The organism is Aromatoleum toluvorans, assembly GCF_012910905.1.
GTDB classification, from domain to species: Bacteria; Pseudomonadota; Gammaproteobacteria; order Burkholderiales; family Rhodocyclaceae; genus Aromatoleum; species Aromatoleum toluvorans.
On sequence record NZ_WTVN01000050.1, the window covers coordinates 1 to 24,737 of the forward strand.

The window sequence follows — 24,737 nt, forward strand, 5'->3', positions numbered from 1 at the left end:
CTACTTCGACCGACTCGGCGTGCCGCGGCTCTCATGACCTCAACTGCTCGAACCGCCCGGTGCGGACCCGCATGCCGGGTGGTGTGGGAGGGGATCGGTCAGGAAGCCTGACCGCCCCTATCCCGATTGTTCCTGCCCTTCAAGGTCGCGGCTGAACGGGGGGTCCGGCTAAAAGGAAGACGCGGGAACGGACCTCGGTCCGTTCCCGCGATGCTCGAAGGGCTTCCTCAACTGCTCCGGGGAGCCTTAGAAGTAATACCCGATACTGGCGTTGAAGCGGTTTCCGGTGGTGCGACCGGAGCCGCCGGCGGCAAGGGCATCACCGAAGACCGGCGAGAGATAGGGGTGGTTCTTGCCGTGGGCAAAGTCGAGCATGATCCACCAGCCCCCTGTCCCGAATTCGACACCCGTGACGTTCTGGCTGCTTCGGGCAAATCCCGATGCGGACTTCCTCAGCTGGCTCCAGTCGTTGTACACGCGGAAGTTGCTGAACGGGCCGATCGAGCCGGGAATCTTGTAGCTCAGGCTCACGATATCGATATTGCCCTTGGCTGCCATGCGGTTGGTAAAGCCGTAGGAGCCGATGATGACGCAATCGTTATTGCATGCCGTCCACCAGTTGCCATTGACCGAGCCGTTGCCGGAGAACTTGTTGCGGTAGTTGATGGTTTCGAGCTTGACGCCGAAATTGCCGAATTCGCCGGTGTAGTGGATCGCCTGGGCATTGCGTCGGCCGTCCGACAGCGCGGAGTCCGTAGCAGGCAATTCGCCGGTCAGCACCGAAACCCCGATCTCCGACTTTCCACCCGCGAGCTCGAAGCCGTAGGCGAGTCGGCCGACGAAGGTGTTCCGCTCTTCGCGGCCGTATTGCTTCATCAGGTGGTTGCTGTAGCGGATCGAATCCGCGCCGTCGAGTACCGACATGTTGTCGGCAACACCGAGCATGTGGCCGCCATCCGACGGGAAGAAGCCGAGCATCGTGCTCAGGCCGCCGTCCGTGCGCGCGTACTTGATCCCCATTGCGTAGGTGTCTTCATACCCCGCGTAGTACGCCATCGACTCGAAGAAGTTGTGCGATGCGTATTTCAAGGCGCCGAACGGCACGATGTCCTGGCCGACGTGGACCTCGCTCTTGTCTGCGAACCGGAATCCGGCCCACAGGTACTCGTTCATCAACATGCTGGTGCCTTCGCTGGCACCGGTTTGACGGGTGGAATAGTGGTAATAGCGCTCCCGTCCCGACGAGAGGAACTTGCCGTCGTCGTAGGTGTAGCCGAGGCGGATGGTGTCGAACTCGAACGTGCCCTTGCGGTCGGGGTTCCAGCTCAGATGCTCGAGCCGGATTCGCGCTGCGCCGTCGAATTTGAGAGGAGAGTCAGCAACCTGTGCCAGTGCCCCCGAGGCCGATAAGAACAGACAGGCGCCCGCGACAGCGGGTGTCACGGATGAAAAAAGCTTCGAAGACTTCATTGACCTTCCTCCTTGATTGATTGCCATCACCGGTCAAGTGGTGGCAAGACGGGCAACGCACAGCGTCACAAACGAGCCCTCGCACGTGTTGTTTGGGTATGGGTGCGGGGTCGCGTGACTCTGGGGCCGGAGGAGGCGGTCAGCGCTTTCCATTCATTCCGCTAATAAACATCGTTAGGAAATGTGATCGAGAGCGACCGTAGTAGGGGCGGGATGTGCCCCTCTCGTCGTTGCGTCATTCCTTCATCGCCGCACTGCATGCACCAATTCATGCCGCGGCAATCACCGGAATGGTGCCCTTTGATCAGAATGGCTGATGCAATCCATAAGCTTTGACGCTAACAAAGGCTGCTCTGGATCGCGGGACTAGACTCCGGATCAAGGTATGGATTTCCCTGCGGGCTTCCGATACCGCATGTGGCAAGAGCCCTTCGGGAAAAGGTTTTACCCCGGGGGTGTGGGCTCAAGGTTGCGATTGCCTCGACCCCGCTTGCGAACCGTGAAGGAGTGGCGACCGCGCATCGTAAAGAACGTCGCCTACTAGATAAAGTGAGGAGTCACCGTGAATTCAGTCCCGAAGTTTCCGTTCCCGTCCAACGAACCCGAGATGGATTTTGGCGTCGGCACGCAGGCGGCGCAGCAGCTTGCGACCGCCTTGTCGCAGCGCGAGATCGTCGATATTCCGGCTGTCATCGGCGGGAAGCGGATCTATTCGGAGGTTGTGGACGAGGTCCGTGCCCCTCACGACCATCAGCGAATTATCGCCCGCATCCATCGTCCGAGCGAGGCGCAGGTCGGCGAAGCGATCGCCAATTCGCTGAGCGTTGCGCGTGACTGGGCAAATCTTCCGTTCGCCAGCCGTGCCACCATCCTGCACCGTGCGGCCGACATCGTCGCAAGCCGCCTGCGCATCAAGATCAATGCGGCAACCATGCTCGGGCAGAGCAAGACGATCGACCAGGCCGAACCCGACAGCGCCTGCGAATTGATCGATTTCCTGCGCTTCAACGCCTACAACGCCCAGCGCATCTACGCCGAGCAGCCCTTGTCGGTCCCCACCGCGGCGAACCGCGCCGACTGGCGCCCGCTGGAAGGCTTCGTCTACGCCGTCTCGCCCTTCAACTTCACGGCCATCGGCGCAAACCTGACGACCGCGCCGGCGCTGATGGGCAACGTCGTGCTGTGGAAACCGTCGGAGAAGTCGGCGCTCGCCAATTACATCTTCTTCGAGGCGCTCGAAGAAGCCGGACTTCCCGCGGGTGTGATCAATTTCGTTCCGGGCAACCCGGAAATCACCACGCGTGTTGCGCTCTCGTCGCCGCACCTGTCGGGTATCCATTTCACCGGCTCCTCGGCCGTGTTCCAGTCGCTGTGGAAGCACGTGGGCACCCACATCGAGGCCTATCGTTCGATGCCGCGACTGGTCGGCGAGACGGGGGGTAAGGACTTTGTCCTCGCGCATCCCTCCGCGGATGTCGACGCCCTCTCGATCGCGCTGATCCGCGGCGCCTTCGAATATCAGGGGCAGAAATGCAGCGCCGCCTCGCGAGCCTACGTTCCGGCCAGCCTGTGGCCGCGCGTGCGCGCCCAGCTGCAGGAGCGGCTCAGCGTCCTGACCGTGGGTGACGTCGCCGACCCGAAGACCTTCATGGGCGCGGTCATCAGCAAGGCGTCCTTCGACAAGCTCGATCGTCGTCTGGCCGAAGCGCGCGATGACCGAGAGGTGACGTTCATCGCCGGCGGCAAGACGTGGAGCGAGCCGGGCTATTTCGTCGCGCCCACGGTGCTCCAGGTGTCCAACCCGCGTCACGCATTGATGCAGGACGAGCTGTTCGGGCCGGTGCTGACGATCTTCGTCTATGACGACAAGGACTGGACCGACACGCTGCGGCTCATCGACGACACCAGCCCCTACGCGCTGACGGGTTCGATCTTCTGCAACGACCGCTTCGCCCTTCACGCCGCCGAAGATGCACTGGCCAATGCCGCCGGCAATCTCTACATCAACGACAAACCGACCGGGGCAATGATTGGCCAGCAGCCCTTCGGCGGCATGCGCGGCAGTGGCACGAACGACAAGGCGGGCTCCTGGATGAACCTGATGCGCTGGACCTCGCCCCGCGTGATCAAGGAAACCTACCTGCCGACACGCGACTGGCAATTCGGCGCGTGACGCGCGGGTAGTGAGGAGACTAATTCACCGGAGCGATATGCCATGTCGACCATTGTTTCATTCAAGAACGTTCAAAAGACCTACGACGGCGAAACGCTGGTCGTCAAGAACCTGAACCTCGATATCAGGACCGGCGAATTCCTCACGATGCTGGGACCGTCGGGGTCCGGGAAGACGACCTGCCTCATGATGCTCGCAGGTTTCGAGACGGCCACGCACGGGGAAATCCTGCTCAAGGGCAAGCCGATCAACCGCATCCCGCCCGAGCGCCGCAATATCGGCATGGTGTTCCAGAGCTACGCGCTGTTCCCGCACATGTCGGTGGCCGAGAACCTCGCGTTCCCGCTGAAGGTGCGCAAGGTTCCGTGCTCCGAAGCGGGCGAGCGGGTCAAGAAGGCCCTGGCGATGGTCAACATGCAGTCATTCGCCAACCGCATGCCCGCACAACTCTCCGGCGGCCAGCAGCAACGGATCGCGGTGGCCCGGGCGCTGGTCTTCGAGCCCGCCCTGGTGTTGATGGACGAGCCGCTCGGAGCGCTCGACAAGCAATTGCGCGAGCAGATGCAGTACGAGATCAAGCGCATTCACGAGGAGAGCGGGCTCACCGTCGTGTACGTCACCCACGACCAGGGTGAAGCCATGACGATGTCGGATCGCATCGCGGTGTTCAACAACGGAATCATCCAGCAACTGGCGCCGCCCTCGGAGCTGTACGAACAACCGGAGAACGCGTTCGTCGCTCGGTTCATCGGTGAGAACAACGAACTCAAGGGCACGGTTTCGGAAATGCACGATCACGGCTGCGTCGTCGAATTGCCGCACGGCGGCAGCGTTCGTGCATCAGCGGGTTCCGGCATTGCGGTCGGCTCGACCGCCGGCATTTCGCTTCGCCCCGAGCGCATCACGATCGGGGAGGGCGCGCGTCAATGCGACAACGTGTTCCACGGCGGGGTGAAGGACCTGATCTATTACGGCGATCACCTGCGCATCGTGATGGTGGTGTGCGGCCACGACGATTTCATCGTGAAAGTGCCGAACGACGGCATGAACCGCAGGGTTCGCGTCGGCGACGGGATCGATGTCGGCTGGATGGCGGACGGGTGCCGAGCGCTGCGGTAGTCCGCTTCTTCTGGAGAGTTGCTGTTCGTTTCATCAATCGGAGGAGAAATACAATGAAAAAAGCAAAAATCATCGGTCTCGCGGCCCTCGTCGGCTCGGTCATGACCGCGCATGCAAGTGAATTGACCTTCGTCTCCTGGGGTGGGTCGTATCAGGCGTCGCAGGAGCCGAGCGTCATCAAGCCGTTTGCCGCCAAATCGGGCGTCAAGGTCAAGGTCGACAGCTACAACGGTGGTGTGGCGCAGGTGCGCAGCCAGGTGCAGACCAACAACGTTACCTGGGACGTCGTCGACATGCAGTTGTCGGATGCGATGCGTGCATGCGACGAAGGCCTGCTCGAAAAGATCGCTGCCACCGACCTCGCCCCCGCAAAAGACGGCCGCTCCGGCAAGGATGACTACCTTCCGGGTGCCTTCAACGAGTGCCTGGCAGGCAACAACATGTGGGCGGACGTCATTGTCTACAACAAGGACAAGTTCAAAGGCGCAGCCCCTGCGAAAGTCGCCGACTTCTTCGACCTGAAGAAATTCCCGGGCAAGCGTGCCCTCAAGAAATCGCCGGACGGCGCCCTCGAGTGGGCATTGATGGCGGACGGCGTTGCGCCCGGCCAGGTGTACCAGACTCTGGCGACCCCGGCAGGGGTCGAACGCGCCTTCAAGAAGCTCGACACCATCAAGTCCTCGATCGTGTGGTGGGAAACCGGCGCACAGGCCCCGCAACTTCTGGCTGACGGTGAAGTGGCGATGGCCGGTGCCTACAACGGACGCATCTTCGCGGCGATCTCGGCCGACAAGAAGCCGTTCGGCTACGTGTGGGACGGCCAGCTCCGCCATATCGAGGGCTTCGTGATCGTCAAGGGAACCAAGAACCTGAAGGCGGCCAAGGAGTTCGTGCGTCATGCGACCCAGCCCGAGGCTCTGGCGTCGATGGCTAACGCGACCTCCTATGGTCCTCTGCGTCAGTCGTCGCTCGCGCACGTCGATCCGGCGGTGGTGAAGTTCCTGCCGACCGCACCTGAAAACGTGAAAGGCGCGCTCGATTCCGACTCCGCCTTCTGGGCCGATCATGCCGACGATCTGAACCAGAAGTTCGCGGTCTGGCTCGCGCGGTAATCGGCGCGTTCCTTTGTCTGACATTCAGAGGGTGGGCCACGTCACATGAACACCACGATTTCTCTATCTGAAGGCATTCCCATGGGCGACGCTCACGTGACCGGGGGCCGGAGTCTCAAGTCGAAACTTCGCCGTGCGGAGCGGATGGAACAGGTGAAGGCCTACCTTCTGATCTTGCCGCTGTTCGCGTTCCTGTTGATCTGCTTCCTGTTGCCGATCGGGGCGCTGCTGGTAAAGGGTTTCACCGATCCGACCCTGAGCGATGAGCTGCCGCGCGCGGCGGCCATGCTACGGGAGTGGGAGCCGGCTGGAGGCGAGGTGCCGGATGAGGAAATCTTCGCGACCTTCGCGAAGGACCTCGCGGCGAGCCGGCCGACCGACGGCGCCAGCCGCGTGGCCAAGCGCCTGAACATCGACCAGCCCGGAATGCGCACCCTGATCCTGAAGACGGCGAACAAGCTCGACACGGTCGAAGGGGCGACCTGGCGTGACAAGCTGGTCTCGATCGACAGCCGCTGGGGCGCGGTGGCCACCTGGTCGACGCTGAAATACGCGGCTAGCCCCTGGACGCTCGGCTACTACATCAAGGCGCTGGACTTCACTCGCGACGAGCGCGGGGAGATCGTGCAGCAGCCGGAGGGCCAGCGCCTGTATCGGGACGTCTTCGTGCGTACCGCGGTGGTCAGCCTCTCGGTCAGCGTGATCTGCCTGCTGCTGGGCTACCCCGTCGCGTACTTCCTGGCCGCACTGCCGGCGCGCTACAGCAACCTGTTCATGATCATGGTGCTGCTGCCTTTCTGGACGTCGATCCTGGTCCGCACGACCGCCTGGGTGGTGGCCTTGCAGAGCAACGGCGTCATCAACGCGCTGCTGATCAGGCTGGGCGTGACGGAAGACGGTTTTGCACTGATCTACAACCGGTTCGGCGTGCTGGTGGCGATGACCCATATCCTGCTGCCGTACGCGATCCTGTCCCTGTACAGCGTCATGAAGGGCGTGCCCGTGATCTACGTGAAAGCGGCGAGATCGCTCGGCGCGGGGCCGATCCGGGCGTTCTTCCAGGCGTATTTCCCGCAGACGCTGCCCGGGGTCGCCGCTGCCGGGATGCTCACTTTCATCCTTGCGGTCGGCTACTACATCACGCCGGCAATCGTCGGCGGGCCCAGCGACCAGTTGGCCAGCTACTACATCGCCAATCACGTGAATACGACCCTGAACTGGGGGCTTGCCAGCGCTCTCGCTTCGATGCTGCTCGTGGGCGTTCTCCTGCTCTACGCAGTGTTTGTCCGACTGACCGGCGGTCGCGGCGCCAAACTGGGGTAATGCAATGTTCGAATTTCCTGCATACGTGTCGATCTGGGGCAAAGCCGGCCGGATCTCCTTCGTGGCGCTTTCGCTGGCGATCCTGGTTTTCCTGCTGCTTCCGATCCTTGTGGTGATGCCGTTGTCGTTCAATGCGGAGCCTTACTTCACCTACCCGATGTCCGGCTGGAGCACTCGCTGGTACGAGGAGTTCTTCGGAAGCGAGGAATGGACGCTGGCGCTGAAGAACACGCTCATCGTCGGTTTCGCCTCGACCACCCTGGCGACGGTATTGGGGGTGCTGGCATCGCTGGGGCTCATGAATCCGAAGCTCAAGGGGAGCGTATGGATCACGGGGGTGCTCGTCTCCCCGATGATCGTGCCGGTGATCATCACGGCCGTGGGCGTCTACTTCGCGTTCAGCCCCCTGGGCCTGACGAGCAGTCTGCTGGGCCTGACCCTCGCGCACGCCGCGCTCGGCGTTCCCTTCGTCGTCGTCACGGTGACGGCGACGCTGGCCGGGTTCAACGAGACGCTCAGCCGGGCGGGGCGCAGCCTGGGCGCTTCGCCGATGCGCGTGTTCTGGCAGATCAAGCTCCCGATCATCTTCCCGGGGGTGGTGTCGGGCGGGCTCTTTGCGTTCGCGACCTCGTTCGACGAAGTGGTGGTCGCGCTCTTCCTGACCTCGGCGGATCAGCGCACGGTGCCCAGGCAGATGTGGTCGGGCATACGTGAGCAGCTCAGCCCGACGATCCTGGCGGTCGCGACGGTGCTGGTCGCGCTATCGACGGTGCTGTTGGTGACCCTGGAGTTGCTGCGCCGCCGGACCGAACGCCTGCGCGGCAACGCGTCCTAGTTCCCGCATCGTCGATCGAAATTCAAAGAAATCGCCCCGAGCGTTCACGAATTGGAGAAGCATCAAATGGCAGCCGAAGTTTTCGAACGAGATGAGCAGATGACAAGTGCCGACACGCGGAGCGATCTTCAGACGCTTCGCCAGCGGATCCGGGATGTATCCGCGCTCGAGGAGGAAGTCGTCGTCAATGGGCTGATGAAAGAGGCCCGCTTGAGCCCGGAGCAGCTGAAGAAGGCGCAGGCGTTGGCAGGACAGCTCGCCGAAGGGGTGCGCAAGGCGCGCATCAATGCGGGAAGCATCGATCTGCTGACGCAGGAGTTCTCGCTGGACAGCCGCGAAGGCATCGCCCTGATGTGCCTCGCGGAAGCGATGCTGCGTATCCCCGACGTCGAAACGCGGAACAGGCTGATCCGCGACAAGATCGTCGATGGCGACTGGCGCTCGCATCTTGGCAAGTCGCCGTCGCTGTTCGTGAACGCGACCGCATGGGGCCTCCTGTTTACCGGCAAGGTGTTGAAGCAGCCGGACGACTCGGTACTGCTGGAAGCCCTGTCAAGCGTGCTGCGCAAAGGCGGCGAGGCCGTCGTCCGCGGTGGCGTGTCCTTCGCGATGCTGATGCTCGGCAAGCAGTTCGTGACGGGCGAAACGATCGAGGAAGCCATCCGTGTGGCCAAGGAGCGCGAATCGCGCGGCTATTGCTACTCGTACGACATGCTGGGAGAGGCCGCGCTGACGCAGGAGGATGCGCAAGCGTACTTCGACGCCTACTGGCATGCGATCGAAGAGATCGGAAAGAGCGCGAAGCATCAGGGCCCGATCATGGGACACGGCGTTTCGGTCAAGCTGACCGGCCTGCATCCGCGCTACGAAGTGGTGCAACGCGAGCGGGTGATTGCAGAGATGTACCCGAAACTGCTGCAACTCGCCTGCGCCGCAAAGAAATGGAATATCGGCTTCCATCTCGACCAGGAAGATGCGGCCCGCTTCGATCTCACGATCGAAATGCTGGAGCGGCTGGCGTCTGCGCCGGAGCTCAAGGGCTGGAACGGGCTGGGCATTTCGGTGCAGGCTTACCAGAAATGCGGCACGGCCGTGGTCGACTGGGTGATCGGGCTCGCCCGTGCGAATCAATGCAAAATCCTGGTGCGCCTGGTGAAGGGCGCGTATTGGGACACCGAAATCAAACGTTGCCAGACCGAAGGAACCGACGAGTTCCCGGTCTTCACCCGCAAAGTCCATTCCGACGTCAGCTACATCGCGTGCGCGAAGCACTTGCTGGAAGCGCAGGATGCGGTCTTCCCGCAATTTGCCACGCACAACGCCTTCTCGATTGCCGCGATTCACACGCTCGGCGGCAACAAGGAATACGAATTCCAGTGCCTGCACGGCATGGGTGAAACCGTCTACGACCAGGTCGTCGGCGATGGCAACCTCGGCCGTCGTTGCCGGATCTATGCGCCGGTCGGGCCACATGAAACCCTGCTGGCCTATCTCGTGCGCCGGCTGCTGGAGAACGGGGCCAACAGTTCCTTCGTCAGCCAGATCGTCAAGCCGGAAATCAGCATCGCCGAGATCGTCGAGGATCCGGTCGCCCGCGCGGCGCGCACCGGTGGAAAACCTCACCCGAAAATCATGCTGCCTCCCGCCTTGCTGCCCGGACGCAAGAATGCGGCTGCGGTGCAGCTCGCCGGCTCTGCCGACTTCGAGAAGGCGTTGGCCGACCTGGGCGCGCACCGGATCAACGCCGAGCCCTTGCTCGGCGAGCACATCGAGAACAAGGGCGTGGCCCGTTGCATCTACAGCCCGAGCGACGAAACCGTCGTGGTCGGCAGCGTTTGCGAAAGCCTCGTCGAAACGGTGGACGCCGCGTTCGGGTTCGCAGCCACTGCGGGTGCTACGTGGGCGCAGAGTCCGTTCGAAGAGCGTATCGAAAAGCTGCGCGCGGTCGGTGATCTGCTGGAGCGCGAGGCCAACCGCCTCGGCGCGATCCTCGTCCGCGAGAGCGGGATGACCTTGCAGGAAGCCGCGCAGGAAGTGCGGCAGGCAGTCGCCTTGTGCCGCCTCTACGCGCACCAGGCCGATACGGACGGCAAGCTCCGGCAGGCCCAGCCGCTCGGCGTCGTCGTGTCGATCTCACCGGCGAGCGCGCCCTTGTCCACCCTTGTGGGCCAGGCGGCCGCAGCGCTGATCACCGGAAATCCGGTGCTGGCGAAACCGTCCTCGTGTGCGCCGCTGGTCGCCTTCGAGGCGGTCCGCTTGTTTCATCGGGCAGGAATCCCGGCACCGGCGCTGCAATACCTTCCCGGAGCGGGCAGCACGATCGGGCAGGCTTTGACCCGGGATGCCCGAGTGGCGGCGGTCCTGTTCTCGGGATCGCAGGATGTTGCCAGGGCAATCGGCGCAATGCTGGCAGCGGCCTCTCACGCCCCCGTCTTTGTCGCGACGACCGGCGGGTTCAACTCGATGATCGTCGATAGCTCGGCACTGCCGGAGCAGGTGATCTCCGACGCGATCAACTCGGCATTCGACTGCGCCGGTCAACGCGCTTCGTCACTGCGCCTGCTCTGCCTGCAGGACTCGACGGCGGAAAAGGTGCTGAAGATGCTGCGCAGCATGCTGCGCGAACGCGTGGTCGGACAGCCGTCCCACGCGTCGACGGACATTGGTCCCGTTGCGACGAAGGAGATCCAGCAGGCTTTCGGCGAGTATGTCCGAAAGATGGCCGACAAGGGCTTCGACGTCGTGCGTGCACCCGTGAGCGACGAGTGCGCGAAGGGCCGCTTCGTCGCGCCCGCCATCATCGATCTCGGTGATCTCGATGCGATCGAACAAATCGACCAGGCGATCACCGGGCCCGTGCTGCACGTGGTGCGCTGGAAGTCGGGACAGCTGGAGCGCCTGCTGACGATCCTGAACGAGCGCACGCGCGCCACGGCCCTGGGGCTGCACACCCGCATCAACGAAACCGCCGGAAAAGTGCTTTCCATGGCGCGCGCCGACAACGTCCATATCAACCGTGCCGTCCATGCGGCGGCGGCTGGAATGCACCCGACCGGAGGCATGAGCGCCGGCGGGACCGGCCCGAAGGCCGACGGGCCGATCACCCTGTACCGGTTGGTGAAGGGCTTGCCTGCAGTGTGGAGCGGTGACAACGGTCCCTTCGCGCGTACTGCACAGTGGTCGAGCGACAAGTTCTACGAGGTCCCGGTCATCGAGGAGGGTAAGAAGATGGTCGGTCGCAAAGCGTTTGAACGCAATGCCATCGACGAAAGGGTGACCTTGCTGAAGGCAGTCCGTGACGCGTCGGCCCGGAGCGCGGGCATCGCGGAGGAGGGCAGGAAGCGTATCGGCCGCCATGTGGATAAGCTGAACAGCCTCATCGTTGCAAATACGCCGTTCGGGTTGCCGGCTCCTGCGGGGGAGGAGAACACCCTGGAGCTCCTTCCTGCGGGCCGGGTTCTTTGCGTGGCCGAGTCGGACGAGAACCTTGCGCAGCAGATGCTCGCCGCAATGGCCTTCGGCAATACCGCGTTGCTGCCCCGGTCGAAGCTTGCCGAGACCTTGCAGGGGATCGTCGGTGATGCCCGGTGCGTCCTGGTGGATAGCGACATCGCACGCAGCGCCGACAAGATCGCTGCCGTTCAGCCGCAGCTCATCCTGACGGACCTGAAGGGCGAGGCCCTGGCGTCCTTGTGCAAACGCACCCGGTCGGCTTGTCGCAACGTGGTGTCGGTCGTCACTTCGGATAGCGACGGGGCCTACGACTGGTCCTACCTCGTCCGGGAACGCGCGACGTCGATCAACGTGAGCGCCGCGGGGGGCAATACCCAGCTGATGATGCTGACGGAGGAGGCAGCGTAGTTCCGTTCCCTTCCCAGGGGCTGCTTCAGCGCCCTGTGCTCGACCCGCATCCCGACGGATGCGGGTCGAGCCGTGTCATCGGGACGTGAAGTCTCGTTCCCGGCTTACCGATTCAACGCTATATTTGGACATCCGACATGCTCCCCTTGCGAATCCGGACGCCCGCGATGACCACCTGTCCTCCCCTCGACCTGATGCAAAGCTGGGTCGCCGTCGTTGAATTCGAGTCGGTGTCGCGGGCGGCTGTGCACCTCGGGGTGTCCCAGGCGGCGGTGTCGCAGCACGTCCAGGCGCTGGAAGAGTCCATCGGCATTTCGCTGCTGGACCGCACGTTTCGGCCGGCGCGTCCCACGCCCGCCGGGCTGCGCCTCTACGACGATGCCTGTCGCCTGCTGGAACAGGCGAACCAGATCGTGGTCAATGCGCGTAACGTCGCGCGGGCGAAAGGGACGACGGTACGCATCGGATGTGTCGATTCGTTCGCTGCGACCATCTGCCCGCAGCTTGTGAAAGGGCTGTCGAGTTCGTCCTCGAAAATCACCCTGTGGTCGGGCATCACGCCGGTGCTGGACGAGCAGATGAACACGCGCCAGATCGACGTGGCGATCACGACCATGGGGGCGACGAAGCGCACCGGCATCACCCGTCAGCGCCTGTTTTCCGAGAACTACTTCGTGGTCCTGCCGCGCCGCTTTCCGAGGCAGGAGACCGAGGACGTCGCGCAATTGGCCAAGCGGCTGCAATTCATTCGCTACAGCCTGCGCTCGAAGATCGGCGAGCAGATCCAGGCCTACTTCGACGGAATAGGTGTCGAACTCGAGCGCAGCTTCGAGTTCGATGCGACGGACCCGCTGCTGAGCCTGGTTGCAGCGGGACTCGGCTGGGCGCTTATCACGCCGCTTTGCCTCTGGCAGTCGCGCCACCATCTGCCCGATGTCACGGTGCTCCCGTTGAACACCCTGCATTACGGCCGGAAGATTTGCCCGCCCCTGGAGCGGACCTTCTACATGCTGTGGCGACGCGACGAGCTGGGGTCGATTCCCAATGACATCCGGAACATCGTGTCCGAGGTCGCGCAACGGCAACTCGCGCCCGACATCGCACGTATCATCGGTATTCCGGAGGAGGCCCTGTTCACATTTCCCGCGACAGGGCCCGGGACCTCTCAATAGCCTTGCAGCTTCCGGATCAGTTCTTCATCCACTGCCATCCCGTTGGTGCTCGACGCTCTCAGTGCCTCGGCCTTTTCGTACCCCGGCACGAAGACCTTGTAGTCGCGGTGAAGGCGATCGAGCTGTGCCGACAGGCGTGAGGTGAAATCCGCATCGAGGACCGTCGGGTTGATGGCAACGACCAGCATGCCGACAGCGGGACTTTGAGTGCCTTCGAGAAACGACGGAGCGTCCAGCGACCAGTTGCCGCCGGACATCGTGGCAAGAATCTCGACCATCAGCGCGATGTTGCCGCCGCGGTTCCCGCCGAAAGCCAGTAGTGCGCCCGTGAGCGCGGCAGTCGCGTCCGTGGTCGGTTCGCCCGCCTCGTCGAGGGCCCATCCCGCGGGCAATGGCTTCCCGGCCGCAGCCGCGGCGCGGATATTGACGAACGCGGTGGCGCTGGAAGCCTGGTCGACGAGTAGCGGCGGTCCATCTTGCTGAGGCGCTGCGAATGCCAGCGGATTGGTGCCGTATACCGGTTTCCGGGACCCGCCGGCGGCGAGGAGGGCGTTTGCATTCCCGGCGGCCAATGCGACCAGTCCCTTCTGTGCCAGGCGTTCGGCGAAGTAGCCAAGCGCGCCGCAGGTGTAGGCATTGCGCTGGGTGAATAGCGAAAGCCCGAAACTCTTCGCGGTCGTCACCAGATCTTCGAAGGCGAGATCGAATCCGAGATGCGCAATGCCGCGATGCGCGTCGGACGCGATGACGGCCGGCGCTGGCCGGCTCAGGCTGGGACGCGCGGCGCCGTCGAGACGCCCATCCGCCATGGCATCGAGGTAGTCGAGAAAATGCCGGATCCCGACGGATGCCTGGCCTCGCGCTTCAGCGGCAACGGTCGCTGCAGCGAGCGATGCGGCGACGTACTCCGATGCTCCTTGCGCGAGAGCCGCGCGCTTGCACAGGTCGAGTGCGGTTTCGATACTGATGTTAACCGTGTTGGGCATGTCGGCTCCGATACGAGTGATGCTGCATGTGTTCCCGCGAAGGCAGGGCAGGAGGGAGGGACTAGGCCCAGATATCGCCGATCGTGAAGCCGTTCGGGAAGGGATCGGTGGGGTCGAGAACATAGGTGTTGTAGCCGTAGATCCAGGCCTGACCGCCTATCGTCGGCACCACCCCGCGGTGCTTGCCGATCTGCACCTCTTCGACCAGATGGCCCGTGAAGGTCGTTCCCAAGATGCCTTCATGGCGGAACGGCTCGTTCAGCTTCAATTTTCCCTTGGCATGCAACGTGGCCATCTTCGCGCAGGTGCCCGTGCCGCACGGGCAGCGGTCGAGCGCTCCGGTCCAGGTGGCCGGATTGTCGAAATCCACCGGGCCGCTCGCGACGGTCACTACATTCTTCCAGTCAGCCTTCGGGTTATCCGTCGGACCGGAAAGCTGGGAGATGGTGATGCCCACGCCGGGGTAATCCGGATGTTCGACGGGCAGCTGATCCTGGGCGGCCTTCAGGATCAGGGAGGAGACGCGTGAGATCTCGCGGCCGTGGTCGGGTTGCAGCTTGATCCAGTCGAATTGCCGCACGTCCGCGATGACGTAGAACATGCCGCCCCAGCCCACATCGACGGTCACCTTTCCCAATTCGGGAACGTCGATCACCGCATCGAGGTGCACCGCGAATGCCGGCACGTTCTTGAACGTGACTTGTACGACCTTTCCGTCGCGGCACTCGGCCTTGATGCCGATCAGTCCCGCGGGCGCTTCCAGTTGAAATTCCGTGAACGGCTCCTGCATCGGGATCATGCCGGTTTCGAGCAGGACGGTCGCGACCGCAATCGTGTTCCCGCCGCTCATCACGGGATATTCCGTCTGCTCCATGATGATGTAGCCGGCGACGGCATCGGGATGCTTGGGCGGAACGATGAGATTGCAGCACAGCGGAGGATAGCCGCGCGGCTCGCGCAGCATGAGCATGCGGACCTGGTCGTCGTTCCTTTCGAGCCATTTCATCTGCTCGTACACGCTGTTCCCGGGGATATGCGGCACTCCACCGGTGATGACCCGCATGGGTTCTCCGGAATGCACTTCTACTGCGTGAAAGGTTCTCTTGAATCCCATCGCCTGCTCCTACGCATCCAGTAATGTGCCAAACGATGTTTAGCACGGGTTCGATCACGGCAAGGTTCGTATGCAGGCACCATCTATCGCCAGGGCTGCAGGTCGCCGTAGTGCGAGGTCAAGAGTAAGCGGAAGAATTCGCCGCCCAACTTCGTTCAGTCAGTTCGATACAAAGCATGTGCGCTGCTTATGGAAGGAATACCGTATCAGCACCGTTGGTAGACCATGTCCGTATCGCTCTCAAAGTGGCGCAACTCTTCCTGCCGCCGCGATTCCGACCACCCTAGTACCCCTGCGGCAATATGGGACAGTTCTTCGGCTCGCTCGCGCCCCAGTGAAGGATTCAAGCCGTCGGACAAGCGGCGTCGGATCAAGTCGCCAAGACGCACGACATGTTCGTGCTTGACGATCTGTTCAAGGTTTTCCGAAACTGACACGCGATTCAGCATCCCTTTAGGCGGGGCTCCTCGCTTCCCCAAGAATCTTTCGATTGACTTGGCGGCCAGACGCCCCGCGTGCCGGTGCATCATGATGTACGAACCGGTTACAGTGACCATCCCCGGCATTTGGGGGTCTTCAATGGCGCGCACGGGCAAGCTGACCGTTTCGCCATCGAGCGTCGACATGGGGCGCACGCCGCACCAGCAATGGTGCACATCTTTGCGCGACAGACGAAGGTTCGGGAATAGCAGGTTCGCTTCGCGCAGAATGTAGTCAACTTCTGCATCCAAGACGCGAACATCATCCGGGTTCTCGGTGACTACAGCCTCGGTCGGGCCGATGAAATGGTATTCACCCCACGGGAAGACATAGAACGGCTCTCCCTTGCTTGAAAAAGCTTCCAGTCCCTGGCCGCGCCAGGCATCCGGAAGCCGTATCATGACATTGACGCCCTTCTTTCCGACGACGCGTTTGGCCCCGCCGTTCGCACGGCTACCCGGCACCCGGTCCACCCACGGGCCCGCGGCATTGACGAGCGTCCGCGCCTTGATGCAAACACGTCCCGTCGTCTCAGGTGCCTGGTCGTCCAACGTGATGTGCCACAACGAATCTCGCCTTTCAATCTCCGACACACTGGCGTATGTGCGGATGGTGGCGCCGCGCTTCTCCGCGTCCAGTGCCGTGTCCACACAGATCCGTTCGGGCCAGTCATACATGTACTCTTCAAATATCCCGACGCCGGAAAGCTGGCCGCCCAAGGCTGCGATCATGCCGCTCTCCTTGGCCGCCTGTTCGAACGGAAGCTCGCGATACGCCAGAGGCACATTGCGGCTGGCCACGTTTTCCATAAGCCGAAATCCGAACCCGATCAGCCAGCGGGGATACTGGTCGCCCTTGCGAAATGGGTAATGGAAACGGTGCTTCGTCAGCCGTTGTGGCATATCTGCAACCAGCTCGGCTCGACAGTGCATGATGTTCCGCGCGTATAGAAACCGCTGCAGCACGGGGATCGGCCGAAAGGGTATTTGCCACAGTGGAAAGGTCGGCGCCAGATATCCGACGCCGGAATAGAGCATCCGGCTGGATCTCGACGACGTGCCCGCCCCGATGTCGGCGCGGTCGACAAGGAGAGTGTTGAAACCGCGTCCGGCCAATTCACGCGCGGTCGCACAACCTACCGCGCCGGCGCCAATCACTACGACATCCCACGTGGTGTCAGCCAGCGTATTCAAGAGCGGGCGAGTCATCTTACGTTCATCCTTGAAACCGTTGCAATTTCAAAACAAAAATTCAACCTTGCTTCGCGATCAGCTGTTCGAACACCCGATCGCAGGCGGCTCTCCATGCTGCGTTAGCGCGGAGCTGCGTCAACACCTCCATCCCCTGTGCTGTGAACGTGCCGGGTATTGCGATCGAGGCGCCGATTTCACCCGTGGAGAGCGACGTTTGGTAGCGCGAATAGGCAGTGCAGTCTTCAATGCTGCTTAACACCAAATCTTTCGCACGCTCCGGGGGGAAACCCTTGTCACAGAACCATTGTTGCAGTTCGTGAATCAGAAAGTAGAGCCATCCGTTGATGCAGGCACCGACTGTGGCAAGTTCGAAGTCCCGTTCTGTCGCTAGACGAACAACATTTCCCAGCGGCGCTAGCAATCTTGCGGCTATCGATTCTGCGGGAAAGACCGCAACCGTTGAACGATTGATTTCCGATGCGGCGGAAAGCATGGCCCGAGAGCAGTCCCTTGCTCCAAATAGTCGCTGCAAATCACTTACCGGCACGCCAATAACGACCGAGATCAGCGGCTGGCCGGGCCTCAGCGAAACTTCTCTGGCGAGCTCTTCGAGTTGTCCTGGACGTACGCCTATGAGCAACACGTCCGACGCATCTGCTACAGCTTGATTTGACTCCCTCAGTTCGCAACTTAAATCTCTCGCAAGCCCATATGCCCTGTCTCGATTTCTGGGAGAAAGGATGATGGTTATGTCGCTTCCGCTGCGACGCAATCCCCGCACCATTTTTTCGGTGAGATCTCCAACTCCTAGAACGCCAAGCTTCATGATTGAATTAGCACTCCTACGGAAGAATCGGGGGGCACTTAACGTTACTGCGGAACGAGGTACAAGAGCGGAGAGTCAGGGCGATGCCAGACTAGCGGGAAATGACTTGAGCAATTGTTCTAGAGCCTTCACTTATCAAAAATATCGAAAATCCTTATGCATTCCGTTTGAATTTTCGGCTCCGGGCGGCCTGCTGGAACACACCGATGGCCCGCGGATGCCTGCGCAAGCTGCAGGGCCCATCATCGGCAGCGAGCTCCAGGTTTCGCTGTGGGAACAAATCAGGTCGCCGGCGCTGCGAAAGTATTGTCCCGAAGTAAAGCAAAATCCAACCGGTGCTTGTTTTTACCATAAGAGCGGCTTGTGTTATTCGGCGGCCCATTTTCCTGCCGTTAGACTTCCCTTCCGGGCGGAAGCCAAAATGGTTTGCGCAAGGCACCGGAACAGCATGTAGCGCACCTGACTGTGTATACGACACCCTTAACCACGAGAGAACCCAAATGCGTCTTGGATTTATCGGTACCGGCGTCATCACGAAAGCTATCGTCACCGGCCTCATCCGTTCCAGCTGGTCGTTCGATCGGATATTCCTGTCTCCGCGCAACGCCGCAACGGCCGCAGAACTTGCCGCCCTGGATCCGCGCGTCCAGACGTGTGCGAGCAATCAGGAAGTGCTCGACTCCTCGGACGTGGTATGTATCGCCGTCGTGCCGCAAATCGTCGCCGATGTGTTGCGGGAGCTTCATTTCGAAGCGCGGCACCACGTCATTTCCTTCGTTCCCGGGACACCGGTCGAGGAACTGAATCGGCTGCTTCGCCCTGCACGCAAGCTTGCTCGCGCGGTACCGTTGCCGGCCGTCGCGGACGGCAAAGGCTGTACAGCGATCTATCCGCCCGACGAAGTCGCTAGATCGCTGTTCTCTGCGCTAGGCAAGGCGGTCGAGGTCGAAAGCGAACACCAGTTCGACGCGCTCCATGCCGTAACGGCGACGATGGCGAGCTTCTACGCGGTGCTGGAAGCTCAGGCATCGTGGCTGACGCAGCAGGGACTCCCGTACAAGTCGGCGCGCGCTTTTCTGTCCGGTTACAGCGTGGGTCTGGCGCACGAAACGACTCGAACCGGGCAGTCGTTCCCGCAGATGATCGACTATCTCATGACGCCTGGCGGCCTCAATGAACAGGTGCATGCGGAGCTTTCGTCCCGCGGCGCGTACGGTCATTATGCAAATGCGCTCGATCGGGTACTCGCTCGCATTCAAGGCCGGACGTAGCGGATGACCGGACAAGTGCATGATCGGCGCAACGGAACTCTGCTGGTTTTGGGTTCAGCGACCGTGTGGAGTTTCGCGGGCGTCATTGCGCGCTTCCTGAGTGTGACCGACAGTTGGGTGGTGGTGTTCTGGCGCTCGCTGTTTGCGACGATCTTTCTGCTTTGCTTCATGCTCCGGCGTGAAGGCCCGCGCCGCACCACCGACCTGTTCGTTTCAATGGGCTGGGCGGGTGTAGGTGTCGGCATGTGCTTTGCCATTTGCTCAACAGCCTTCGTGGCGGCTCTGGCCTACACCACGGTGGCGAACGTGATGCTGATTCAGGCGGGAGTACCCCTCATTGCCGCGCTGATGACATTCCTGCTCTTTCGCGAACGGGTGGGAACTTCCACCTGGGCGGCGATCGCTGCCGTGATAGCAGGCGTGGGCATCATGGTCTCCGCGTCTCTGGGCGGTCAGGTGTCTCCCATGGGGGACGGTCTCGCTCTGTTGATCGCGGTTGCCATGGCCACTGCCATTGTCATAACACGACGGCATTCTGAGGTGGCGATGATGCCTGCTGTCTGTTTGGGAACGCTGATGGCCGGCACCCTGGCAGCGGTCATGGCACCAAGCTACGAGGTGAATGCGAGAGATGGCGTGCTGCTCTTCATGTTCGGTTCACTCAATCTGGGGCTGGGCATGGCTTTTTTCGTCAGCGGAGTACGCCTCATCCCCGCTGCGCTGGCCGCGCTGATCGGGGTGGCAGAGCCGATGCTCGGGCCGCTGTGGGTCTGGCTCATTCATAACGAAGTGCCGGGCGTGCGCACGCTGATCGGCGGCGCCGTGGTGTTCATCGCACTGGTCGCGCACCTTGGCTGGCAGTTCAAGCAAAGAGGCCGGAGCCCGCAACCCGTGGCGGGCTAGGGGGCCGACTTCAATATCGCCGGAGTAAGGATGACGAACAAGCTTGACCATCGCCTTGTATTACCTGGACTTTGCATTGTTGCCACCAGCTACGGGCTTGCACGCTACGCCTATGGTCTGTATCTGCCAATATTTCGCGAGGCGTTTGCATTGAGCGACGCCACGCTCGCTCTGGTCGCCGCTATTTCCTACGCCAGCTATTTCTGCATCACCGTCGCCGGCATCTATCTATCCACACGTCTCGCGCCGCGCCTGTCGGTTCTGTTGGGCGGCATGGCGGCCGTTATCGGGATGGCAATGATCGCCGCCGCGCAGACGCCGTTCATGCTGGGAGCCGGGGTGGCCATCGCCGGCGTGTCTCCGGGCCTTGCCTACACACCCTTTTCGGAGATCATTGCAACGCTGGTGAGCGAAGCGCGACAGCGCGTGATCTATTCGGTCATCAATTCCGGCACCAGCCTCGGGGTAATGCTCAGCGGCCCGGCCGCAATCCTCCTGGGCGAAAGATGGCGCGTGGCGTGGGGCCTGTTCGCGGCATTTGGATTGCTCTCGACGCTCTGGTGCGTGGCAATCCTGCCTCGAATGCCGGCGCGCGCCGGGACCTTGCCATCTGCACGGGCCAGCCTGGGCTCCCTCGCCACGGCTGCCCGGCTTCGTCTGTTCGTGGTGTCTTTCCTGATCGGTATCGCGGCCTCGATCTACTGGGCCTTTTCCGTCGACCTGGTGACGGCCGGTGGGGGCGGGACCTACGCGCTGCTCGGTGTCCCGGTGCCTGCGGCACGATTCGGGCAGGTCTTCTGGACGCTTGTCGGGCTGGCCGGTTTTGCCAGCATGGCGACCGGTGCTGCTGTGGAGCGGCTCGGCGTTGTGCCCGCAATGCGCTTGTGTCTCAGTGGAGTTGGAGCGTCGATGGCGATGATCGCACTCGGCCAGTCGGCAGGTGGCGTCCTGATTTCCGGCTTGCTTTTTGGGGCATTTTTCATGTCCCTGTCCGCTGTGCTCGGCATGTGGAGCCTCGAACTCTTCCAGGACTTGCCGGCAGTGGGATTCGGTTTGACCTTCCTGCTGCTGTCCGCCGGTCAGTTTTTTGGGCCTCTCCTGGTCGGCCTGCTGATCGAGCACGTTGCACTTGGCCAACTCTTTATCGCTTCCGCTGGCTTGTGCGCGGCGCTCGTCATGGCCCTGCCGTATCGCCAGGTTGCGGTGCAGGCGGCTGGGTAGCGGGTCGCATCAACGAGTCGCGACTCGCGATCGATCGGCGCCCGTCCTCGGAATTCTGCGATGGGCCGTATTTTACATTCCGGGGTAGCAGGGCCCGCCGCTGCCTTCGGGCGTCACCCAGACGATATTCTGCGTCGGGTCCTTGATGTCGCAGGTCTTGCAGTGCAGGCAGTTCTGCGCGTTGATCTGCAACAGATCCCGACCGTTCTCGGCCCGGACGAACTCGTAGACGCCCGCGGGGCAGTAGCGTTGCTCCGGACCCGCATACTTTTCCAGATTGATATCGACCGGCACTGTCCGGCTCTTCAACGTCAGGTGGGCCGGCTGGTCTTCTTCGTGATTCGTGTTCGAGATGAACACCGACGACAGACGATCGAATGTGAGCTTGCCGTCGGGCTTGGGATAGACGATCGGCGTGCTCTCTTTGGCCGGCTTCAGGCATTCGTGGTCGGCGTGGCGGTGACGCAAGGTCCACGGCGCCTTTCCACGGAGGACGAGCTGGTCGATGCCGACCATCAGCGTGCCGATACCCAGCCCCTTGGCCATCCAGGGCTTGAAATTCCGCGCCCGGTACAGCTCTTCGTGAAGCCACGATTCCTTGAAAGCCGCGGGATAGGCGGCGAGCTCGTCGCTCTGACGGGCGGCGCGCAGGGCATCAAAGGTTGCGTCGGCCGCGAGCATGCCGCTCTTGATCGCGGCATGGCTGCCTTTGATGCGTGATGCGTTGAGGAAGCCGGCGTCGCAGCCGATCAATGCGCCGCCCGGGAAAACCAGCTTAGGCAGCGACTGCAATCCTCCCGCCGCGATGGCTCGCGCGCCGTAAGACAGGCGCCTTCCGCCCTCGAAGAACTTGCGGATTTCCGGATGCGTCTTGTAGCGCTGGAATTCCTCGAACGGTGACAGATAGGGATTCTGATAGGCGAGGCCGACGACATAGCCGACCGCCACCTGATTGTTGTCCAGGTGATAAAGGAAGGAGCCGCCATAGGTATCGGAGTCGAGCGGCCAACCGGCGGTATGGATCACCAGGCCGGGTTGATGCATCTTCGGATCGATCTCCCACAGTTCCTTGATCCCGATCGCGTAGGTCGGCGCATCGCGATCCTTGAGGAGATCGAACCTCTGGATGACCTGCTTGCCGAGGTGACCCCGGGCGCCTTCCGCGAAGAGCGTGTATTTGGCGTGCAACTCCATGCCGGGCTGGAAGTTGGCCGAGGCCTCGCCCAGCTTGTTGATGCCCATGTTTCCGGTGGCCACACCCTTGACCGAACCGTCATCGTTGTACAGCACTTCGGCAGCGGCAAAACCCGCGAAGATCTCGACCCCAAGCTCCTCGGCCTGCGCGCCGAGCCAACGCACGACGTTGCCCAGCGACACGACGTAATTGCCGTGATTCTGGAAGCACTCCGGCAAAAGCCGATTGGGCGCCTTGTAGGCCTTTTTCTCGGTGAGAAAGAGGAAGCGATCTTCCGTTACTTCCACATCGAGCGGCGCCCCTCGGCTCTTCCAGTCCGGAAAGAGTTCGGTCATGGCGATCGGATCCATGACCGCTCCGGACAGGATGTGCGCCCCGATCTCGCTTCCCTTTTCCAGCACGCACACGGAGACCTCGGTCCCTTCCGACGCGGCCCGTTGCTTCAGCCGAATCGCTGCCGATAAGCCGGCCGGGCCGCCGCCGACGATCACGGCGTCGTACTCCATGGATTCACGGGGGCCGAATTGCGGAAGGGTCTTGTCCATCATCGTCGATATGAAAAGCAGGGAGAAAGGGCGCACCTCCGTAGGGAGGTGCCTGGAACTTAGAGGCCTGCCGTGAACTGAGGCAGAACCTCGTTCAGGTCGCCGACAAGGCCGTAGTCGGCGATCGAAAAGATCGGCGCATCCGGATCCTTGTTGATCGCAACAATGACCTTCGAGTCCTTCATCCCGGCTAGATGCTGGATCGCGCCCGAGATGCCGACCGCAATATAGAGCTGCGGCGCGACGACCTTCCCCGTCTGGCCCACCTGGCAGTCGTTCGCGGCATAGCCGGCATCGACGGCCGCGCGGGAGGCGCCCACTGCGGCATGAAGCTTCGTCGCAAGCGGCGCAAGTTGCTGCTCGAAATTCTCCCGCGAGGCCAGCCCGCGGCCGCCGGCGACGACGATCTTCGCGGCGGTCAGATCGGGGCGATCGGTGGCGAGGCTTTCCTTGGACACCAGACGGGCACGCGTGCTGACGCTGATCGGCGCGCTCGCTTCGATCGGCGCAGCAGCGGCGCTCTTGCCTTGTGCCGCGAAGGACGTTGTGCGAACGGTGATGACCTTGATCGCATCCTTGGAGCGCACGGTAGCGATCGCGCTGCCGGCGTAGATCGGACGTTCGAAGGTATCAGCCGAAACGACCCTCGTGATTTCGGAAACTTGCGACACATCGAGTTTGGCGGCGACGCGCGGCAGGATGTTCTTTCCGAAGGGCGTGGCCGGGGCGAGGATGTGGCTATATTCGCCGCTGATCGCCAGGACTTGAGCCGCAATGTTCTCGGCGAGCCCGCCGGCGAACTGCGCGCCTTCGGCGAGCAGGACCTTGCTGACGCCTTCGACCGTCGCGGCGTCCTGCGCGGCGGCTGCGCAGCCTTCTCCGGCTACCAGGACGTGGACCTCGCCGCTACAAGCCGCGGCCGCCGCGATGACGTTGAGCATCGTCGGGCGCAGGGCCGAATCATTATGTTCCGCAATTACGAGTGCAACCATGGTATTCCCCTGGAGTCAGATGACGTTGACTTCGGATTTCAGTTTTTGAATCAGTGCATTCACGTCGCCAACCTTCACGCCGGGCTTGCGGGCGGGCGGTTCGCTGACCTTGAGGACTTCGAGATTGGTGGCGATATCGACGTCGAGCGAATTCGCCGGGATGACGTCGATCGGCTTCTTTTTCGCCTTGACGATGCTCGGAAGGGTGACGTAACGCGGTTCGTTGAGACGGAGGTCCGTCGTGACGATCGCGGGCGGAACAAGCTCGAGCGTTTCGGAGCCGCCATCGACTTCCCGCGTCACGGTGAGCAGGTTGTTCTGGTACTCGATCTTCGACGCAAACGTCGCCTGCGGCAGATCGCACAGCGCAGCGAGCATCTGTCCGGTCTGGCTGCAGTCGTCGTCGATCGCCTGCTTGCCCGCGATGATGAGCTGCGGCTGCTCTTTCTCGACGATCGCCTTGAGCAGCTTGGCCACGGCCAGAGGCTGCAGCTCACCCTCGCATTCGACCAGGATGCCTCGGTCGGCGCCGATGGCGAGGGCGGTGCGCAGCGTTTCCTGGCTTTGCGAACTTCCGCAGGAGACCGCGATGACCTCGGTCGCGATGCCTGCTTCCTTCAGGCGAACGGCCGCTTCGACGGCAATTTCGTCGAAGGGGTTGATACTCATCTTGACGTTGGCCGTCTCGACGCCGGACCCGTCCGCTTTGACTCGGACCGTCACGTTGTGGTCGACAACGCGTTTTACGCTGACCAGGACTTTCATTAGGGCGTTCCTTCTAATAGGGAGTCTGTTTGCAGGTTGGGGTGGGGGTGCTAGGGAGACGCTGAATAAATGACGAACTCGTCGTCGGTGATCGCCCTCGGCAACGTTCGGCCTGAGAACTTCGTCGGAGCGCTCGCGGAATGGTTCGCGCAGACGGTTGTTCGGGGCGTGTTCAACGTGC

Annotated in this window: 18 protein-coding genes; 10 read left to right on the top strand and 8 right to left on the bottom strand. The window is 62.2% G+C overall.

Annotated elements, in window-relative coordinates; all coding sequences use genetic code 11:
• Positions 1-246: 246 nt before the first annotated feature.
• Entirely contained in the window at positions 247-1,470 is a 1,224-nt protein-coding gene (locus GPA22_RS20685) for a hypothetical protein (protein ID WP_169257964.1), read from the bottom strand.
• A gap of 562 nt (positions 1,471-2,032) precedes the next feature.
• Between GPA22_RS20685 and pruA the strand changes: the two genes are divergently transcribed.
• The 7 genes from pruA to GPA22_RS20720 all read left to right on the top strand — a co-directional run bounded on the left by pruA (position 2,033) and on the right by GPA22_RS20720 (position 13,065).
• A complete protein-coding gene (gene pruA / locus GPA22_RS20690; protein WP_211169269.1) occupies positions 2,033-3,643 on the top strand; it encodes an L-glutamate gamma-semialdehyde dehydrogenase in 1,611 nt (536 codons plus the stop codon).
• A gap of 42 nt (positions 3,644-3,685) precedes the next feature.
• Positions 3,686-4,762, top strand: coding sequence for an ABC transporter ATP-binding protein (locus tag GPA22_RS20695; protein ID WP_169257965.1), 1,077 nt, complete (start codon positions 3,686-3,688; stop codon positions 4,760-4,762).
• Positions 4,763-4,815: 53 nt separating this feature from the next.
• Positions 4,816-5,874 (top strand): ABC transporter substrate-binding protein, encoded by a 1,059-nt coding sequence (locus GPA22_RS20700; RefSeq protein ID WP_169257966.1) that lies wholly within the window; start codon positions 4,816-4,818, stop codon positions 5,872-5,874.
• A gap of 45 nt (positions 5,875-5,919) precedes the next feature.
• Complete coding sequence (locus tag GPA22_RS20705) at positions 5,920-7,197, top strand: ABC transporter permease (protein ID WP_211169270.1); 1,278 nt, start codon at positions 5,920-5,922, stop codon at positions 7,195-7,197.
• A gap of 4 nt (positions 7,198-7,201) precedes the next feature.
• Positions 7,202-8,032, top strand: coding sequence for an ABC transporter permease (locus tag GPA22_RS20710; RefSeq protein WP_169257967.1), 831 nt, complete (start codon positions 7,202-7,204; stop codon positions 8,030-8,032).
• 66 nt (positions 8,033-8,098) lie between these two features.
• Positions 8,099-11,893 carry a bifunctional proline dehydrogenase/L-glutamate gamma-semialdehyde dehydrogenase PutA gene (gene putA, locus GPA22_RS20715; RefSeq protein WP_211169271.1) on the top strand — a complete coding sequence of 1,265 codons (3,795 nt, stop codon included), beginning with the start codon at positions 8,099-8,101 and terminating at the stop codon, positions 11,891-11,893.
• 167 nt (positions 11,894-12,060) lie between these two features.
• Positions 12,061-13,065 (top strand): LysR family transcriptional regulator, encoded by a 1,005-nt coding sequence (locus tag GPA22_RS20720; RefSeq protein ID WP_169257968.1) that lies wholly within the window; start codon positions 12,061-12,063, stop codon positions 13,063-13,065.
• Here the strand turns inward: GPA22_RS20720 and GPA22_RS20725 are convergent.
• The 4 genes from GPA22_RS20725 to GPA22_RS20740 all read right to left on the bottom strand — a co-directional run bounded on the left by GPA22_RS20725 (position 13,059) and on the right by GPA22_RS20740 (position 17,664).
• Positions 13,059-14,051 carry an Ldh family oxidoreductase gene (locus tag GPA22_RS20725; RefSeq protein WP_169257969.1) on the bottom strand — a complete coding sequence of 331 codons (993 nt, stop codon included), beginning with the start codon at positions 14,049-14,051 and terminating at the stop codon, positions 13,059-13,061. The two genes, GPA22_RS20720 and GPA22_RS20725, sit on opposite strands and share 7 nt — an antisense overlap.
• 61 nt (positions 14,052-14,112) lie before the next feature.
• Positions 14,113-15,165, bottom strand: coding sequence for a proline racemase family protein (locus GPA22_RS20730; RefSeq protein ID WP_169257970.1), 1,053 nt, complete (start codon positions 15,163-15,165; stop codon positions 14,113-14,115).
• A gap of 206 nt (positions 15,166-15,371) precedes the next feature.
• The gene (locus tag GPA22_RS20735) at positions 15,372-16,853 is read right to left on the bottom strand and encodes an FAD-dependent oxidoreductase (protein WP_169257971.1); all 1,482 of its coding nucleotides are present in this window, start codon (positions 16,851-16,853) and stop codon (positions 15,372-15,374) included.
• A gap of 43 nt (positions 16,854-16,896) precedes the next feature.
• Positions 16,897-17,664 carry an NAD(P)-binding domain-containing protein gene (locus GPA22_RS20740; protein ID WP_211169273.1) on the bottom strand — a complete coding sequence of 256 codons (768 nt, stop codon included), beginning with the start codon at positions 17,662-17,664 and terminating at the stop codon, positions 16,897-16,899.
• A gap of 500 nt (positions 17,665-18,164) precedes the next feature.
• Between GPA22_RS20740 and GPA22_RS20745 the strand changes: the two genes are divergently transcribed.
• From GPA22_RS20745 to GPA22_RS20755, 3 genes are read left to right on the top strand one after another with little or no spacing between them, the layout of a single operon-like run.
• Positions 18,165-18,935 (top strand): pyrroline-5-carboxylate reductase, encoded by a 771-nt coding sequence (locus GPA22_RS20745; RefSeq protein WP_169257972.1) that lies wholly within the window; start codon positions 18,165-18,167, stop codon positions 18,933-18,935.
• A gap of 3 nt (positions 18,936-18,938) precedes the next feature.
• On the top strand, positions 18,939-19,838 hold the full coding sequence (locus GPA22_RS20750) for a DMT family transporter (RefSeq protein WP_169257973.1): 900 nt from the start codon (positions 18,939-18,941) through the stop codon (positions 19,836-19,838).
• A gap of 30 nt (positions 19,839-19,868) precedes the next feature.
• A complete protein-coding gene (locus GPA22_RS20755) occupies positions 19,869-21,059 on the top strand; it encodes a YbfB/YjiJ family MFS transporter (RefSeq protein ID WP_169257974.1) in 1,191 nt (396 codons plus the stop codon).
• Between the two features lie 72 nt (positions 21,060-21,131).
• Here GPA22_RS20755 and GPA22_RS20760 read toward each other — a convergent pair whose 3' ends face one another.
• Genes GPA22_RS20760 through GPA22_RS20770 form a run of 3 tightly spaced genes read right to left on the bottom strand, consistent with a single transcriptional unit; the run spans position 21,132 to position 24,556 of the window.
• Positions 21,132-22,802 carry an electron transfer flavoprotein-ubiquinone oxidoreductase gene (locus GPA22_RS20760; RefSeq protein WP_169257975.1) on the bottom strand — a complete coding sequence of 557 codons (1,671 nt, stop codon included), beginning with the start codon at positions 22,800-22,802 and terminating at the stop codon, positions 21,132-21,134.
• 56 nt (positions 22,803-22,858) lie between these two features.
• Complete coding sequence (locus GPA22_RS20765) at positions 22,859-23,791, bottom strand: electron transfer flavoprotein subunit alpha/FixB family protein (RefSeq protein WP_169257976.1); 933 nt, start codon at positions 23,789-23,791, stop codon at positions 22,859-22,861.
• 15 nt (positions 23,792-23,806) lie between these two features.
• A complete protein-coding gene (locus GPA22_RS20770) occupies positions 23,807-24,556 on the bottom strand; it encodes an electron transfer flavoprotein subunit beta/FixA family protein (RefSeq protein ID WP_169257981.1) in 750 nt (249 codons plus the stop codon).
• Positions 24,557-24,737 lie beyond the last annotated feature (181 nt).

Excerpts from the sequence above, each read along its gene's own strand:
- GPA22_RS20725 (WP_169257969.1), bottom strand. The coding sequence starts at position 14,051 with ATGCCCAACACGGTTAACATCAGTATCGAAACCGCACTCGACCTGTGC.
- GPA22_RS20760 (WP_169257975.1), bottom strand. The coding sequence starts at position 22,802 with ATGATGGACAAGACCCTTCCGCAATTCGGCCCCCGTGAATCCATGGAG.
- GPA22_RS20740 (WP_211169273.1), bottom strand. The coding sequence starts at position 17,664 with ATGAAGCTTGGCGTTCTAGGAGTTGGAGATCTCACCGAAAAAATGGTG.
- GPA22_RS20770 (WP_169257981.1), bottom strand. The coding sequence starts at position 24,556 with ATGAAAGTCCTGGTCAGCGTAAAACGCGTTGTCGACCACAACGTGACG.
- GPA22_RS20755 (WP_169257974.1), top strand. The coding sequence starts at position 19,869 with ATGACGAACAAGCTTGACCATCGCCTTGTATTACCTGGACTTTGCATT.
- GPA22_RS20705 (WP_211169270.1), top strand. The coding sequence starts at position 5,920 with ATGAACACCACGATTTCTCTATCTGAAGGCATTCCCATGGGCGACGCT.
- GPA22_RS20710 (WP_169257967.1), top strand. The coding sequence starts at position 7,202 with ATGTTCGAATTTCCTGCATACGTGTCGATCTGGGGCAAAGCCGGCCGG.
- GPA22_RS20765 (WP_169257976.1), bottom strand. The coding sequence starts at position 23,791 with ATGGTTGCACTCGTAATTGCGGAACATAATGATTCGGCCCTGCGCCCG.
- GPA22_RS20750 (WP_169257973.1), top strand. The coding sequence starts at position 18,939 with ATGACCGGACAAGTGCATGATCGGCGCAACGGAACTCTGCTGGTTTTG.
- GPA22_RS20695 (WP_169257965.1), top strand. The coding sequence starts at position 3,686 with ATGTCGACCATTGTTTCATTCAAGAACGTTCAAAAGACCTACGACGGC.
- GPA22_RS20685 (WP_169257964.1), bottom strand. The coding sequence starts at position 1,470 with ATGAAGTCTTCGAAGCTTTTTTCATCCGTGACACCCGCTGTCGCGGGC.
- GPA22_RS20745 (WP_169257972.1), top strand. The coding sequence starts at position 18,165 with ATGCGTCTTGGATTTATCGGTACCGGCGTCATCACGAAAGCTATCGTC.
- GPA22_RS20700 (WP_169257966.1), top strand. The coding sequence starts at position 4,816 with ATGAAAAAAGCAAAAATCATCGGTCTCGCGGCCCTCGTCGGCTCGGTC.
- GPA22_RS20720 (WP_169257968.1), top strand. The coding sequence starts at position 12,061 with ATGACCACCTGTCCTCCCCTCGACCTGATGCAAAGCTGGGTCGCCGTC.
- GPA22_RS20735 (WP_169257971.1), bottom strand. The coding sequence starts at position 16,853 with ATGACTCGCCCGCTCTTGAATACGCTGGCTGACACCACGTGGGATGTC.
- putA (WP_211169271.1), top strand. The coding sequence starts at position 8,099 with ATGGCAGCCGAAGTTTTCGAACGAGATGAGCAGATGACAAGTGCCGAC.
- GPA22_RS20730 (WP_169257970.1), bottom strand. The coding sequence starts at position 15,165 with ATGGGATTCAAGAGAACCTTTCACGCAGTAGAAGTGCATTCCGGAGAA.